Below are 15,331 nucleotides of genomic sequence, written 5' to 3'. Positions count from 1 at the left end.
ACATGCCGAACATCGAACTCATCGGCGTCGACAAGAGCTACGTCGCCGGCCAGTACGCGGTGCGTGACCTGCACCTGACCATCCCCGACGGCGGCTTCATGTGCCTGCTCGGCCCGTCCGGCTGTGGCAAGACCACGACCCTGCGGATGATCGCCGGCCTCGAGCAGCCCACCAGGGGCGACATCCGGGTCGGCTCACGGCTGCTGGACTCCGTGGGGCAGGGCCTCTTCGTGCCACCCGAGAAGCGGGGCATGGGGCTGGTGTTCCAGAGCTACGCGCTGTGGCCGCACATGACGGTCACCCGCAACGTCGAGTTCGGGCTGATGATGCGGAAGACACCCACGGCGCAACGAGCGCAGCGCGCCGCCGAGGCCATGGAGATGCTGCACATCGCCGACTACGCCGCCCGCTACCCCTCGCAGCTGTCCGGCGGTCAGCAGCAGCGGGTCGCACTGGCCCGGATGCTCGCGGTCGACCCGGAGGTCATGCTGCTCGACGAGCCGCTGTCGAACCTCGACGCGAGGCTCCGCCTCGAGATGCGCGCCGAGATCAAGAGAATCCACCAGCGCTCGCACGCCACCGTCGTACTGGTCACCCACGATCAGCTGGAGGCGATGACGATGGCCACCCACGTCACCGTCATGAACGAGGGAATCGTCGAGCAGACCGGCACGCCGATGGAGGTCTACGAACGGCCGGCAAGCGTGTTCGTGGCTCAGTTCGTCGGCAGCCCACCGATGAACACCATGCCGTTCGGGTCGGCCGACGTGGCCGGTCCCGGCGCCACCGTGGCGGACTACGTGGCCGCCCGGGTCGGCCGCCCGCCCACCGACGGAACGGGCGGTGTCCGGCCCGAGGCACTCAACATCGCGTACGCCGACGCCGATGTTCCCGACGGCGTCTGGCGGGCGCCGGCCGTGGTCGATACGGTCCTGCCCACCGGCTCCGCCTGGACCGTGCAACTGCGGTGCCACGGCGAACCGCTGTACGTCCAGTCCTACCGGAAGATCGAGACGACGCCGGGCGCCGAGGTGACCCTCTGGGCCGCAGCGGCCGACCTGCACGTGTTCGATGCCGACGGCCGCCGGATGACCGGGTGGGACCAGTTCCTGCGGGAACAGCGGACCGGACCGCGTCCCGCCGCCGGGCCGGCCATCACCTCCGGGTCCGGCCGGTGATCGCCGCACAGCTGCCGCGGCCTCGCGCGCTGCTGCTGGACTTCGGTGGCGTCGTCGTGCAGTCCGAACGCCGGGACACCTGGGTCACCGAACTCGCCACCGAGATCGTCGCGATGCTCGGCGCGGCCGGCTGCACCGAGCTGACCATCGACGACGTGGTCCGCGACGTCCGGGCCGCCGCCGCCGCCGACTCCGCGTGGAAGAACGCGATGTCGCGACTGTCCGCGCCCGCCGAACTGACCTGGCGGATGTACTGGTCGGAGTTCGTCGCCGCCGACTGGCCCGAGCAGGCGCGCGCCCTGGTGACCAGCCAGGCGTGGCTCCTGTGCCGACGCCAGGGTGAGCTGCGCTCGACGCGGGTCGCCCGCAACGGCATCGAGGATCTGCTCCGGGGTGCGCGGGAACGGGCCATTCCGGTAGCAATCGTCAGCAACGCGATGTCGGGAATCGTGCACCGGGACTGGCTCGCCCGGGCCGGCCTCGACAAGGACCTGGCGCTGCAGCTGTACAGCGACGAGCTCGGCATCCGCAAACCCAACCCGGAGCTGATCCGCCTGGCGTGCCGCGCGCTCGCGGTCGCGCCGAGCGACGCGTGGTACGTCGGCGACAACTTCGACCGCGATGTCGTCTGCGGCATCCGGGCCGGGGTCGGAGCGACCGTTCTGATGACCGCCCGCTCCACCCACGACCTGCCGTTCGTCGTCGCCCAGACGCCCGACGCGGTCGTCGACGACCCGGCCGACCTGCTGCGGCTGCTCACCCGCACCGACGAGAGGCACACATGACCACGATCGACGTGACCCGCTCCGCACAACTGGCGGAGGTGGCCGCCGAGGCCGCCACCGCAGTCGGTGACATGCTCCGGGGGGCGTTCCGCTCCCGACCCGAGGTCGACTACAAGCGCGATCGGCACGATCCCGTGACCGTGCACGACAAGGCGGCCGAGGCGCGGATCCGAGACATTGTGCTCGCCGCCGAGCCGGACAGCCGCATCGTCGGCGAGGAGGGCGGCGCGGTCGGCGAGGGCCGCGTCGAATGGCACGTCGACCCGATCGACGGCACGGCCAACTTCGCCCACGGGCTCCCCTTCTTCTGCACCTCGATCGGGGCTGTGGTCGACGGGCGGGTCGTCGCCGGAGCGATCTACGACCCGCTACGCGACGACCTGTTCACCGCCACGCCCACCGGGGCCTGGCACAACGGACGGCCGCTGGCCAGCGTCGGCGCCGCCAGCGAGCAGCAGGCGCTGCTGCTGACCAGCTACCCGAGCGCACGCGAGATCAGAGCCGCCCCCGAGCGGGCGGTGCGACGGCAGACCGACCTCATCATCGAGTACCAGACGCTGCGTCGCATCGGCAGCGCCGCGCTGAGCCTGGCGCACGTCGCGACCGGCTGGGCGGATGCGGCACTCGGTATCGGTGTCAGCAGCTGGGATGTCGCGGCCGGCTCGCTGCTGGTGACCGCCGCTGGCGGCCACTACCTCGGCCTGCGCCCGAACGACGTCGAGACGGACCGGGCGGCATGGCTCGAGCGCGGCTACTTCGCCACCGTCGGCACGCTCGACCCGGCCGGATCGACCGCGATCGAGGCGTTCGCCGACACCCACCGGCCGGTGTCGCTGATATGACCAGCTCCGACACCCGCCTGGGCGCGGGCACCACCCTGCGGTATCGCTGGATCGTCACCGACCTCGACGGCACACTGGTCGACCGCAACCTCGCGATGGTCCCGCGTAGCCGCGCAGCCCTGCGGACATACCGCGACGCCGGCGGCGAGGTCGTCATCGCCACCGGCCGCAGCGCCGCCTCGTGTCGGCGCTACTACGACGAGCTCGGTCTCACCGGACCGGCGATCCTGCTCAACGGCGCGCTCATCGCCAACCTGCACACCGGCGACGTGCTGCACGCGAGCCGTTTCGACGAGACGGCGTGGGCGGCGGTCCGCGCGTTGGTCGAGACGCTTCCGCCCGACGTCGCCGCCGTCGCGTTCGTCGGTGAACGGGCCCTCGCCACGTACCACCCGGCCTGGGTCGATGCCTACGCCGCCCGCGACCGCATCGCCGTCGAACGCATCGAGACCTGGCACGACATCGACGGCATCAGCAAGATCATGCTGCTGTGCGCCGACACCGACGCCGCGAACCGCATCGCCGCGGTCGCCCACAGCGCCGCCGCCGAGGTGACCGTCGTGATGTCCGAGGCCACCTACGTGGAACTACTCCCCCCGGGCGTGGACAAGGGCGTCGCGCTGCGCTGGCTCGCCGACCACGAGCAGGTGGCCCTGGCCGAGGTCGCTGCCGTCGGTGACAACCCCAACGACGTGCCCCTGCTGCGGGCCAGCGGATTCGGCGTGGCGGTCGGCGACGGACACCCGGACGTCTGGGCCGCGGCCTCCACGGTGGCGGGCACCTGCCTCGAAGGCGCCGTCGCCGACGTCGTCGCCATCGCCCTCGGCACCGTTCCGACCACCGAATGAGGCTCACCGTGATCGGCTGTTCGGGCTCCGCGCCCGGCCCGGACGCGGCGTGCTCCTGCTATCTCGTCGAACAGGACGGATGGCGGCTCCTGCTCGACCTGGGCACCGGAGCGGTGGGGCCGCTGCAGCGGTACGCCCCCGTCACCGCGCTCGACGCCGTCTTCGTCACCCACGCGCACGGAGACCACTGCGACGACCTCGTCGCACTGGCCTACCTCCGGTCCGTCGCGGGTGACGCCGGGGCGCTGCCGGTGTACGGGCCGTCCGCCGTCGAGAGCCGGTTGGCGGACCGGCTTCCCGCCCACCGACGGTTCGCCTTCGGGCCCGCCCCCGAGCGCATCGGCCCGTACCGGGTGCGTACGGCTGTTGCTCGGCACCAGGTGGAGAACTGGGCTGTCCGCCTCGACGACCAGCTGTGTTACACCGGCGACAGCGCACCCTGCGACGCCCTCGACGACCTGGCACACGGGTGCGCCGTCGTGCTGGCCGAGGCATCGGGCTTCGACGACGAGGCCGTGCCGAACCATCTGACCGCCGGCGACGCCGGCAGGCTCGCCCGCCGGGCGGAAGCCCAACTCCTCGTGCTGACCCACATCCGGCCCTGGCATCGGGATCGGGCCGCTGACCTGCTGGCCGAGGCCGCCCGACACAGCTCCTGCCCCGTCGTCCTCGCCACCGCCGGCCTCACGCTGACCCTCTGACGGATCCGTCCGGGTGGTGTCGACCGCCCGGACCCCGGTCAGCCACCGTTAGGAAAGGAACACCATGCGCAGCATCGAGCACTGGATCGATGGCAAGCCGGCAGAACCCCTGTCGGGCCGCACCGCCTCCGTCTGGAATCCCGCCACCGGCCAGCCGCAGGCCACGGTGCCGCTGGCCAGTTCCGCGGAGGTCGACACGGCTGTCGCCGCCGCGGCGCAGGCTTGGCACTCGTGGCGGGAGACCTCGCTGACCGCCCGGACGAAGGTCCTCTTCGCCTTCCGTGACCTGGTCGAGAGGCACACCGACGACCTGGCCCGGATGATCACCGCCGAGCACGGCAAGGTCCTCGACGACGCTCGTGGAGAGGTGACCCGCGGCCGGGAGGTCATCGACTTCGCCTGCGGCATCCCGCAGCTGCTCAAGGGCAGCTACTCCGACCAGGTGTCCACCGCCGTCGACTCGTACACGTTCCGGCAGTCGCTCGGCGTGTGCGCCGGCATCACGCCATTCAACTTCCCTGTCATGGTCCCCATGTGGATGCACCCGATCGCCATCGCCTGCGGCAACGCCTTCGTCCTCAAACCCAGTGAGCGCGACCCGTCCCCGTCGAACCTGATCGCTGAGCTGTACGCCGAGGCCGGGCTGCCGGCCGGCGTGTTCAACGTCGTTCACGGGGACAAGGAGGCCGTCGACCGGCTGCTCGACCATCCCGACATCGCCGCCGTGTCGTTCGTCGGTTCCACGCCGGTCGCACGCTACGTCCATCAGCGGGCCAGCGCCTCGGGCAAACGGGTCCAGGCGCTCGGTGGCGCCAAGAACCACGCCGTCGTGCTTCCCGACGCCGATCTCGCCGACGCCGCCAGGCAGATCACCGCCGCGGCGTACGGCTCGGCCGGGCAACGATGCATGGCGATCTCCGCCGTGGTCGCGGTCGGCTCCGCCGCCGATGAGCTCGTCTCCCTGCTCACCGAGCAGGCACGCCGGGTACGCGTCGGACCCGGGGACGCGGAGAGCAGCGAGATGGGACCGGTCATCACCGCCGAGGCCCGCGACCGGATCACCGGGTACGTCACCCGGGCCGCCGAAGCAGGCGTCTCCCTGGTCGTCGACGGGCGGGAGGCGCCCACCCGCGACGGGTTCTTCGTCGGCCCGACCCTGTTCGACACGGTCAGCACCGACGCCGAGGTGTACCGCGACGAGGTGTTCGGACCCGTGCTGGTCGTCGTACGCGCCGACAGCTTCGACGATGCCGTGCGCATCGTCAACGCGAGCGAGTACGGCAACGGCGTCGCGCTGTTCACCGGGAGTGGGGCGGCGGCACGCCGGTTCACCCGTGCGGTGACCGTCGGCATGGTGGGCGTCAACGTGCCCGTTCCGGTGCCGATGGCCTACCACTCGTTCGGCGGCTGGAAGAACTCCCTGTTCGGTGACACGCACGTGCACGGCCCTGAGGGCGTCAACTTCTACACCCGGGGAAAGGTCGTCACGACCCGTTGGCCCAGCGGATCCCCCTCGGCGGTCAGCCTGAGCTTCCCCACCACGAGCTGACGGCTCCCGACCTCGGACGACGGCTCCGCTGCCGACATGGACGGGCTCGGGTTCCCGCTATCGGTGTGAGCGGGACAACAGCAGGGACGCGGCGGCGTCGTCTCCGGCGTGGATCATCGACGCGGCGCGGCCCGGCGTGCAGCCGTACTCCCGGACGAAGGCGGAGATGAAGGCGGACGGACTGGCGTACCCGATGCGACGGGCGACCTCGCCGACCGGGCGGGTCTGCAGCAGCGTCAGCGACACGCGCAGCCGCAGGCTGGTCCGCCACTGCGAGTACGACATGCCGAACTCGCGGGCGAAGTCGCGTTGCAGCGTCTTGACGCTGACGTGCAGTCGTTCGGCCCACTCGTCGAGGCGAGTGGGGTCGCCGGGGTCGTTCGCCAGCGCCATGGCGACCGTCACCGCGACGCCCGAGCCGCCGGCCTGCCGGTCGTCGGCCGGGTGGGGACGGGGGTCGAGCCCGGCCATGATCCGTCTGCGGGCCTCGGACGCGCCGCGCTCGTCGTACTCCCGGTCGGCGATCGCCAGGACGAGTTCCGCCGCTTCGACGTCGATGCGGGCGGCACCGACCTGGAGGCCGTCGAGGGCGGCGGGCACCTCGCGCAGGCAGATCCGGTAGACGGTCTGCCGGTCCGCCGCCTGCACCTCGTGGGTCACCGCCCGCTGGACCCAGAAGGCCTCGCCGGGGCCGATGAAGGTGGCGCCCCGGTCGTGTCGGGCGGAGAGCACGCCGTCCGGCGACCAGTAGAGCTGGTGCAGGAAGTCCTGCCGGTTCTCGCCAAACGCCATGCGGGCCGCCGAGCGGTATCTCAGGACGAGGATCCCGTCGGGCCGGCCAAGGCCGTAGCCGAACTCCTCGCAGCTCACGGGATCCGCCGCGAGTGGGGCCACAACGGTCACGCTCTGACCTCTCCTCGACATGGGTTGACCTCTCGTCGACATCCCGAAAGCGACAGTAAGGGTAGCCTAAGCTTTGCAGCCCAGCGGGGTTGCCACCCCTGCAGTCCCTCGAAGGAACAGTAGATGTCCGTACGACAGCACTGGCGTCCGGCCGTCGCCGCAGCCCTGGCACTCGCCGTGGTGACCGGTTGCGGATCCGGCTCCGAGCCCGCCGCCAAGTCCGACGGCGGCTCCGGAACCCGCGTCTTCTCCGCCGACAACGGCGAGATCAAGATCCCGGCCGCCCCCGAGCGCGTGGTCGCCACCGGCTATGCGGTGCCGGCCCTCATCGAGGCGGACGCCGCCCTGGTGGGAATCTCGACCTGGAAGCGCGGCCTGGCGATGATGACCGAGCAGGACCGCGCTACCTACGAGCGGCTGCCCAAGGTCGCGGGAGAGTCGGCCGCCGAGACCAACTACGAGGCCATCGCCGCCGCCAAGCCGGACCTCATCGTGATCGGTGTGCCGAAGCCGGTCCTCGCCGACGTCGACTTGAAGCGCCTCGAGAGCATCGCGCCCGTCGTGGCGATCGGCCCGACGGTTCCGGATGCCTGGCGCGAGCTCTCCCGCCGCCAGGCCGACGCCGCCGGACGCACCGAGCACTTCGAGGCGGCCAAGGACGCGTACGAGAAGAAGGCCGCCGAGCTGAAGGCCAAGTACGGCACCGTGCTCTCCAGCCTGAAGTTCGGGCACCTGGGCGCCTACGGGGACATCTCCAAGGGCACGTTCCACCGTGAGTTCGCCAAGTCGTGGGGCACCAACATCGCGCAGGACATCGGCGTGACCTACTACGGCGAGGTCAAGAAGAAGGGCGGCGGCGGACTCGACGTGACCGAGTATCCCTCGCTCGAGGAACTGCCGGAGAGCCTCGGCGAGGCCGACGCCATCACGTACACGCTCCAGCCCGACGGCACGCCCGCCGAGGCGGTGAAGCAGGTGATCGACTCCGCGTTGTGGAAGAACCTGCCGGCGGTCAAGGCCGGCCGGGTCTTTCCGCTGCAGTACACGGAGGCGGCGACGTACGAGTCGGCTCTGAAGACCCTCGACTCGATCGACAAGGCGTTCACGCCACTGCTCAACCGATGACCGTCGACCGCCGCGACCCGGCTGCCCGGGTCGCGGCCCACCACCACACGGGCAGCGGCACCACGCGGATCGGGTATCCGATCGGGGTACGTAACGTCCGGGTCCTCACCCGGCAGCAGCTGACCCCACGGATGCTGCGACTGACCCTCGGCGGCCCGGCCCTCGCTGGTTTCCACACCTACCAGGCGGACGACCACGTCAAGATCGTCTTCCCCGACCCGGACGGCACCCGTCGCGATCCCGTCCCGAACGCGGACGGGATGCTCGACTGGCCGCGCCCGCTGCCCACCACCCGCAAGTACACGGTGCGACGGTACGACGCCGCCGCCGGTGAGATCGACCTGGACTTCGTGCTGCACGACGGCGGCGTCGCCTCGACGTGGGCGGCCTCGGCGGCGGTGGGCGAAGAGGTCACGATCGCCGGCCCACCCGGAGCGAAGGCGTTCCCGCACCACTACGACCACTACGTCTTCGCGGTCGACACCACCGCCCTGCCGGCCGTCGGCCGGTGGCTGGAGCACTCCCCCGCCGACGTGTCGGCCCACGTCGTGGTCGAGATCGACGACGTTGCGGAACAGGGCTACCCGCTGGCGCCGCGCGACGGGGTGGCGGTGACCTGGCTCACCCGCGAGGGCGCCCGCTCGGCGCTGGCGGAGACGGTGCAGTCGCTGCGCCTCCCGGCCGGGCGGAGTTTCCTCTTCGCGGCCGGCGAGGCGACCGACGTCAAGCCGCTGCGCGCCTGGAGCAGGGAGCACATCGACTCGCTGATCACCGGATACTGGAAACGCGGAGTTGCCGGGCTTGAAGACTGATCCGTCCCGCCGCACGGCCCTCCTGCTCGTGTCCGTCGCGCTGCTCGTCGTCGCGGCGGGCGCGAGCATGGCGGTGGGTGCCCGGTCCGTCGCGGTGGGCGAGGTCTGGCAGGCCCTCACCGACTTCGCCGGCACCGCCGACCACCTCGTCGTACGCGACATCCGGCTGCCTCGCACGGTCCTCGGCGTCTGCGTCGGCGCCGCCCTCGGCGCAGCCGGCGTGCTGATCCAGACGCTGACCCGCAACCCGCTGGCCGAGCCGGGCATCCTCGGCGTGACCGCCGGGGCCGGCTTCGCGATCAACCTTGGTGTCCTGGCAGGCGTAGCCGGGTCACAGGCCGGACAGCTCGTGCTCGCGGTCGCCGGTTCCGCCCTCGCCGCGGTCGTGGTCTACGCCGTCGGACGGACCTCGCCGCTGCGATTGGTCCTCGCCGGCGTCGCCCTGAGCTGGGTCCTGATGGGCGTGTCGCTCGGCCTGCGGCTGACCTTCCCCGACGTCTTCGACCGGTACCGGTTCTGGTCGGTGGGGGCGCTGGCCGGCACCGAGCAGACGCCGTTGGTCGTGCCCGTGCTGGTGACCGTGGCCGCCCTGGTCGCCGCGATGGCCGCGACCGGGCCGCTGAACGCCCTGGCCCTCGGCGAGCACGTCGCCCACTCGCTCGGCGCCCACGTGACGCGGATCCGGGTCACCGTCCTGGTGCTCGTCACCCTGCTCACCGGCGTCGCCACCGCCGTCGCGGGGCCGATCGCGTTCGTCGGCCTCATGGTTCCGCACCTGGCCCGGCGGCTGGCCGTCGACTCGGTTCCGTGGATCATGGCCTACTCGATGCTGCTCGGTCCGGTCCTGCTGCTCGTCGCCGACATCGGCTCGCGGGTCCTGCTGCCCACCGGCGAGGTCCCGGTCGCGATCGTCACGGCGTTCCTGGGCGGCCCGGTGCTGATCTGGGCCGTCCGCCGCTATGGCGCGGGGGCGCTGTGAGCACGGTGACGCTGCGGGCGGGGCCGGTCGTGGTCCGGGTCGAACGACGTACGGTCGCCGTGTCGTCGGGGCTCGTCGCGGTCGCGGCGGTCCTCGCCCTGCTGGCCCTCTGCTACGGGCAGGCCTGGGCCAGCCCGGCGGAGGTGTTCACCGCCCTGACCTCCGGCGGCGGCGAGTCGGGTTTCGTGATCAGGGAGTGGCGGTTGCCGCGGGTGACCGCGGCGCTGGTCTTCGGCGCCTCCCTGGGTCTCGCCGGAGCGATCTTCCAGAACCTGACCCGCAACGCGCTGGGCAGCCCCGACGTCATCGGACTCGACGCGGGCGCCTACACCGGCGCCCTGGTGGCGATCACGATGCTGAACGGCACCGCCGGGCAGCTCGCGGCGGGCTCGGTGACGGGTGGGCTGCTGGCCGCCGCGGTGATCTACCTGCTGTCGCTGGACTCCGGGCTCAGCGGCCTCCGGCTGATCGTCATCGGAATCGCCGTCAACGCGATGCTCACCGCCCTGAACTCCTGGATCGTGCTGCGGGCCGAGCTCGATGTGGCGCTCGCCGCGACCGGCTGGAACGCCGGCTCGCTCAACGGCATCGACTGGGCGGATGTGCGGCTGCCGTTCGCCATCGTCGCCCTGCTCGTGCTGCTGCTCGTCGTGCTCTCGAACGCGATGCACCAGGCGGCGCTGGGCGACGAAATCGCCCGCACCACCGGCGTACACCTGGGCCGGCTCCGGCTGCTGATGGTCCTTGCCGGCGTGGGCTGCACCGCCACCGTGACCGCGGTCGCCGGGCCGGTCGTGTTCATCGCCCTCGCCGCGCCCCAGATCGGCCGGCGGCTCGCCCGGGCGGCCGGCGTGCCCCTGGTCCCGGCGGCGCTGACCGGCGCGGTGCTGCTGCTGGCCGCCGACCTCGTCGCCCAGCTTCTGCTGGCACCGGTCGCGCTGCCGGTCGGCGTGGTCACGACGGCGATCGGCGGCTGCTATCTCATCTGGTTGCTCGGCATGGAGGTGAAACGGAGTGGGTAGCCGTCTGACCGCGGAGGACGTCACGCTCGGCTACGGGGAGCGGGTGGTGTCGACGCGGGTGAGCCTGGCCGTGCCGGACGGCGCGTTCACGGCCATCGTGGGGCCGAACGCGTGTGGGAAGTCGACGTTGCTCAAGGCGTTCGTCCGACTGCTCACGCCGTCGTCGGGAGCGGTCCGCCTCGACGGCCGGGACGTCTCCGACCACCGCCCGAAGAGGTTCGCGCGACAGGTGGGGTTCCTGCCCCAGGGCCTGGTCGCCCCGGAGAACATCGTCGTCCGGCGGCTCGTCGCCCGGGGCCGTTACCCGCACCAGTCCCTGCTCGCCACCTGGTCGGCCGCCGACGAGGAGGCCGTCCGGTCGGCCATGGCGGTGGCCGGTGTCACGGCCCTGGCCGAACGGCCCGTCGAGGAGTTGTCCGGAGGGCAACGGCAACGGGTCTGGATCGCGATGGTGCTGGCGCAGGAGACCCCGTACCTGCTGCTCGACGAGCCCACCACCTTCCTCGACATCACCCACCAGTACGAGTTGCTGGCGCTCTTCGCGCGGCTGCGCGACGAGGGCAGGACGATCGTCGCGGTCCTGCACGACATCAACCAGGCCTGCCGCTTCGCCGATCACATCGTGGCGATGAAGGACGGCCGGGTCGTCGCGCAGGGCGCACCGGCCGACGTGGTGGACGCGGCCCTCATGCAGGAGGTCTTCGGCCTGCCGAGCATCGTGATGGCGAACCCGGTGACCGGCACTCCGATGGTGGTGCCGACCGTCTGACGCGCGACCGTGCCCAGGCCGTGGCGGCGGCGTATCAGAACGGGCTGGTCGTGGTGGAGGCCAGGCGGTAGGCCGCGCGTGGGCACCCGGACCCACGGTCAGTTCTCACGCGGCGCCGACACCTGGACGTACTCCTCGCTCTCGCGTCCTTGCGGGACCACGAGACCGGGCGTGCTCCAGGAACGCCACAGCCGGCTGTACCCGCCCCCCGCCTCCAGCAACTGGCCGTGCGTGCCCTGCTCGGTGATGCGCCCGTGCTCCAGGACGACGATGCGGTCCGCGGTGGCCGCCTGGCTGAGCCGGTGGGCGACGATCAGCGTGGTGCGACCCTCGGTGGCCGCCATGGCGGCGCGGTCGAGGTCGCGCGCGCCCGCGCTGCCGGCCTCCGCGGTGGCCTCGTCGAGGACCGCGACGGCGGGGCCGGCGAGGACGAGGCGGGCCAGGGCAAGCTGCTGGGCCTGGGCGGCCGTGAGGTGCCGTCCGCCCTCCCCCACGCTCGTGGCAAGGCCGTCAGGCAGGGTACGGAGCAAGGCGGTGGCGCCGACGAGGTCGAGGGCGGCGGTTATCTCGGCGTCGGTGGCGTCCGGGTCGGCGAGGCGCAGATCGTCGCCGAGCGTCCCGGCGAAGACGTGCACCTCCTGGCTGATCAGGGCGATCTCGCGACGGACTCGGTGCTCGCCCAGTTGCGTCAGCGGCACGCCGCGCAGGCACACCGAGCCACGAGTGGGCGCGATGATTCCGGCGGCGATGCCGGCAAGCGTGCTCTTGCCTGCTCCGCTGGCTCCGACGAGAGCGACGCGTTCCCCGGCTGCGAGACGGAGGGCGATGTCCTGCAGCACCACGGGTCCGTCGTCGTAGCAGTGCCGGGCGATGACCACCTCCAGCGCCGCAGGCTCAGGCTCGCCCGGCCCCGCCGTCGCGGACGGTCCTCGACGAGCGGGCTTAGGGCCGTCGGGGGAAGCAGGGGCGTCGGGGGAAGCGGGGGCGGGCAGTGAGGTGACGCCGACGAGGCGGGCGAGGCTCGCCCCGGCCTGCAGCACGGAGTCCGACTGGAGCAGCAGCAGGCCGATGGGGTTGAAGAGGCGGTGGAAGTAGAGCGCGGCAGTGGTGGCCGCCCCGACGGTGACCAGGTCGTCGCGGACCAGCAGGAAACCGGCGAGCAGCACGGCGGCGAGCCCCACGAACTCCGACCGGTTCATCCGCAGCCCAAGACGCGTGTGGAAGTTGAAGATCTCCAACGACAGGTCGCGGGCCACGGCGGATCGGTCGGCGATCCGAGCGACGTGGGCATCCTCCATCCGGTAGGCGCGCACGGTCGCCGAGCCACGAAGCGCCCCGGCCATCGCCTGTGCCCGCTCGCCGGTCGCCACCCGCTCCCGCGCGTAGTACGGAACCGACCGCTTCAGGTACCAGCGCAGCGCCAACGCGTAGGCCGGGGCTGCGGCCAGCCCGGCGAGGCCGAGCCGCCAGTCGAGGGCGAAGAGCCCCGCCGCGGTCAGCACGATGGACAGCAGCGCGCCGAGGAAGGCGGGTCCGCTGGTGCTGATCACATTCGTCGCCACGGCCACGTCGTCGCCGGCGCGGGCCACCAGGTCCCCGGTCCCGGCCCGCTCCAGCGTCGCCGATGGCAGGTGCAGGGCACGGTCGATGACCCGCTCCCGCAGCCGCGCCAGCACGGTCTCGCCGAGGCGCGCGGCGACCGCGGCCCCGGCCGCGGTGAGGAGCCCGGCGAGCAGCGCCGCGCCCGCGATCACACCCGCCCAGGTCACGATCTGTGGCGTGTCGGACCCGTCGATGACGTCATCGACGAGGCGGCCGAGCACCCATGGGGCGACGAGCCCGGTCGCGGCCGCGGCGACCAGCAACGTGGCGGCGGTGACGCTGAGCCCGGGCAGCCGGGCGAACTCGGCCCGGACGGCGGCCCAGGTCTGCCGGGCGGTGGCCGTCGGCAGCAGTCGCCTGGCTTCCACGCCGATCGTGGTCGACTCGTCGGTCACCGCAGGACCTCCTCCCGGTAGCGGGCGTCGCTGGCGAGCAGTTGCTCGTGAGAGCCCTCGGCGATGACCCGCCCATGGTCGATCACGGCCACCCGGTGCGTGATCCGCAGCAGGGCCGGACTGTTGGTGATCAGCACGGTGCCGCGGGCTTCCGCCCCGCGAGCCGAGGCCAACCCCTCGGCGACCATCAGCTCGGTCACCGCGTCGACCGCCGTGGTGGGGTTGTGCAGCACCAGTACCGGCGGGTCGGCGACGAGCGCCCTGGCCAGCCCGATCCGCTGCCGCTGCCCGCCGGACAGGTTCGCCCCCCGCTCGGTGAGCAGGCGGTCGACCCCGTGCGGGTGCGCGGCGAGCACGTCCTCGGCCGCCGCAGCCCGCACCGCGGCGCGCAGGGCCGTCTCGTCGATGCTGGCACCGGCGGCGAGATTGGCGCGCAGCGTCCCTTCGAACAACGCCACGTCATGCTGTTCGACCAGGACTGTGCTGCGCAGGGCGTCGATGTGCAGCTCTTCGGCGGGCACGCCGTCGACGTACAGCGTTCCCCGGTAGTCCTCTCTGGGCACCCGGCCGGACAGCAGTGCGACCAGCGCCTCGGCCTCGCCCGGATCGTAGGCGAGCACGCCCAGGACCTCACCGGCGCCGACGCGCAGGCAGACGCCGTCGAGTCCGGCGTACCCGACCGTGTCGAGGGCGAGTCGCGACGGGCTCGGGGCAGGCTGCCCGGCGGTTCCCGGCCGGGTGAGCGGCGCGGCACCGAGGACCCGGGCGACCCGCCCCGCGGAGGCGCGGGCCATGGCGAACACCTGTACGCCGTACCCGAGCGTCTGCACGGGCTCGGCGATGAACTGGGCCAGCCCGACGACGGCGACGAGCTCGCCGATGGTGAGCCGGCCCTCCAGCGCGAGCCAGCCGGCGACGCCGGCGACCGCCGCGAGGAAGAGGCCGTTCACCGTGGTGGTGAGCCCGAGGTGCAGACCCTTGGTGGTGGCGGCGCGCAGGGTGACCTTGAGGGCGTGGCGGCTGGCACCCGCGTACCGGCGTGCGGCGTGTTCCTGGGCGCCGATGCCGCGCAGCACGCGTAGGCCGGAGACAAGGTCCACGGCGAGCGCGGTGGTGGCGGCGAGGGCCTCCTGCTGAGATGCGCTGCGCCGGGTGAGCAGCGGCGCCATCCGTTGCAGGGCGACGACCAGCAGCGGCACCCCGATGAGCACCCCGAGCCCGAGCGGAACGTCGACGACGAGCAACGCGACGGCCGCGACCACGAGTGCGGTGAGCGCGGCGGCGCAGAACCCCGCGACCCGTACGACGAGGGCGGACAGCTCGGCGTCGGAGGCGGTGACGGACAGCAGTTCGCCATCGCGCATGCCCGAGCGGCGTCCGCGCGGGTCGAGGGCGCTCTCGGCGATCTCGACCCGCACGTTGTGTGCCTCCTGTTCCACCGCGGCGTACGACAGGCGGGCGCCGGTTCGGTAGGCGAAGGCGAGGACGGTGAAGAGGACGGCGAGACCGGCGAGCGAGAGCAGCAGCGCACGCACGTCCCCGGTGGCGACCGCGCGGTCGATGATCACGCCGATGGCGACCGGTACGAGGGCCTCGGTGGCCTGGTGGGTACAGAGCAGCGCGATGCCGGCCACCACGCGGCCGCGCTGGCGGCGCAGGGCACGGCGCAGCACCACCCCGCCGCTGATCTCGTCGCCTGCCATGAGCGTCAGGACCCTGTGGGAACGAAGGAAAATGTGTACACGAGCTGCGCCCTCCCAGCGATCAGGGACAGGTTAGCCTGCCCTAATGCCTGGCGGCGCCGGGGCCTGAGGGCTGCCA

General features: G+C 72.3%; 14 protein-coding genes. 11 read left to right on the top strand and 3 right to left on the bottom strand.

The window, feature by feature from the left end; translation table 11 throughout:
- Positions 1–2: 2 nt before the first annotated feature.
- From OG617_RS26465 to OG617_RS26440, 6 genes are all read left to right on the top strand, one after another.
- On the top strand, positions 3–1,178 hold the full coding sequence (locus OG617_RS26465) for an ABC transporter ATP-binding protein (protein WP_405095647.1): 1,176 nt from the start codon (positions 3–5) through the stop codon (positions 1,176–1,178).
- Entirely contained in the window at positions 1,175–1,963 is a 789-nt protein-coding gene (locus OG617_RS26460) for an HAD family hydrolase (protein ID WP_405095646.1), read from the top strand. Before OG617_RS26465 ends, OG617_RS26460 begins: the two co-directional genes overlap by 4 nt.
- Positions 1,960–2,805 carry an inositol monophosphatase family protein gene (locus tag OG617_RS26455; protein WP_405095645.1) on the top strand — a complete coding sequence of 282 codons (846 nt, stop codon included), beginning with the start codon at positions 1,960–1,962 and terminating at the stop codon, positions 2,803–2,805. The genes OG617_RS26460 and OG617_RS26455 overlap by 4 nt, the downstream gene beginning before the upstream one ends.
- Positions 2,802–3,653: a Cof-type HAD-IIB family hydrolase gene (locus OG617_RS26450; protein ID WP_405095644.1), complete on the top strand. Its 852-nt coding sequence runs from the start codon at positions 2,802–2,804 to the stop codon at positions 3,651–3,653. The genes OG617_RS26455 and OG617_RS26450 overlap by 4 nt, the downstream gene beginning before the upstream one ends.
- A complete protein-coding gene (locus OG617_RS26445; protein WP_405095643.1) occupies positions 3,650–4,354 on the top strand; it encodes an MBL fold metallo-hydrolase in 705 nt (234 codons plus the stop codon). Before OG617_RS26450 ends, OG617_RS26445 begins: the two co-directional genes overlap by 4 nt.
- A 64-nt stretch (positions 4,355–4,418) precedes the next feature.
- On the top strand, positions 4,419–5,903 hold the full coding sequence (locus OG617_RS26440; RefSeq protein ID WP_405095642.1) for a CoA-acylating methylmalonate-semialdehyde dehydrogenase: 1,485 nt from the start codon (positions 4,419–4,421) through the stop codon (positions 5,901–5,903).
- A gap of 57 nt (positions 5,904–5,960) precedes the next feature.
- Here the strand turns inward: OG617_RS26440 and OG617_RS26435 are convergent, their stop codons facing one another.
- Positions 5,961–6,806: a helix-turn-helix transcriptional regulator gene (locus tag OG617_RS26435; RefSeq protein WP_405095641.1), complete on the bottom strand. Its 846-nt coding sequence runs from the start codon at positions 6,804–6,806 to the stop codon at positions 5,961–5,963.
- A gap of 123 nt (positions 6,807–6,929) precedes the next feature.
- Here OG617_RS26435 and OG617_RS26430 point away from each other — a divergent pair, with 123 nt between their 5' ends.
- From OG617_RS26430 to OG617_RS26410, 5 genes are read left to right on the top strand one after another with little or no spacing between them, the layout of a single operon-like run.
- Positions 6,930–7,931 carry an ABC transporter substrate-binding protein gene (locus OG617_RS26430; protein ID WP_405095640.1) on the top strand — a complete coding sequence of 334 codons (1,002 nt, stop codon included), beginning with the start codon at positions 6,930–6,932 and terminating at the stop codon, positions 7,929–7,931.
- Entirely contained in the window at positions 7,928–8,743 is an 816-nt protein-coding gene (locus OG617_RS26425; protein ID WP_405095639.1) for a siderophore-interacting protein, read from the top strand. Before OG617_RS26430 ends, OG617_RS26425 begins: the two co-directional genes overlap by 4 nt.
- Positions 8,733–9,722: a FecCD family ABC transporter permease gene (locus OG617_RS26420; RefSeq protein ID WP_405095638.1), complete on the top strand. Its 990-nt coding sequence runs from the start codon at positions 8,733–8,735 to the stop codon at positions 9,720–9,722. The genes OG617_RS26425 and OG617_RS26420 overlap by 11 nt, the downstream gene beginning before the upstream one ends.
- Positions 9,719–10,744 (top strand): FecCD family ABC transporter permease, encoded by a 1,026-nt coding sequence (locus OG617_RS26415; RefSeq protein WP_405095637.1) that lies wholly within the window; start codon positions 9,719–9,721, stop codon positions 10,742–10,744. Before OG617_RS26420 ends, OG617_RS26415 begins: the two co-directional genes overlap by 4 nt.
- A complete protein-coding gene (locus tag OG617_RS26410; protein WP_405095636.1) occupies positions 10,737–11,513 on the top strand; it encodes an ABC transporter ATP-binding protein in 777 nt (258 codons plus the stop codon). The genes OG617_RS26415 and OG617_RS26410 overlap by 8 nt, the downstream gene beginning before the upstream one ends.
- A gap of 98 nt (positions 11,514–11,611) precedes the next feature.
- On the opposite strand, the gene OG617_RS26405 is transcribed toward OG617_RS26410, so the two are convergent.
- Complete coding sequence (locus tag OG617_RS26405) at positions 11,612–13,510, bottom strand: ABC transporter ATP-binding protein (protein ID WP_405095635.1); 1,899 nt, start codon at positions 13,508–13,510, stop codon at positions 11,612–11,614.
- Positions 13,507–15,213: an ABC transporter transmembrane domain-containing protein gene (locus OG617_RS26400; RefSeq protein WP_405095634.1), complete on the bottom strand. Its 1,707-nt coding sequence runs from the start codon at positions 15,211–15,213 to the stop codon at positions 13,507–13,509. The genes OG617_RS26405 and OG617_RS26400 overlap by 4 nt, the downstream gene beginning before the upstream one ends.
- Between the last annotated feature and the right edge of the window lie 118 nt (positions 15,214–15,331).

Source organism: Micromonospora sp. NBC_01412 (assembly GCF_045040215.1).
In the GTDB taxonomy this organism is placed as follows: Bacteria; Actinomycetota; Actinomycetes; order Mycobacteriales; family Micromonosporaceae; genus Micromonospora; species Micromonospora rubida.
Note: the sequence above shows the minus strand (reverse complement) of the source record. Positions and strands in the feature narration are given on the sequence as shown.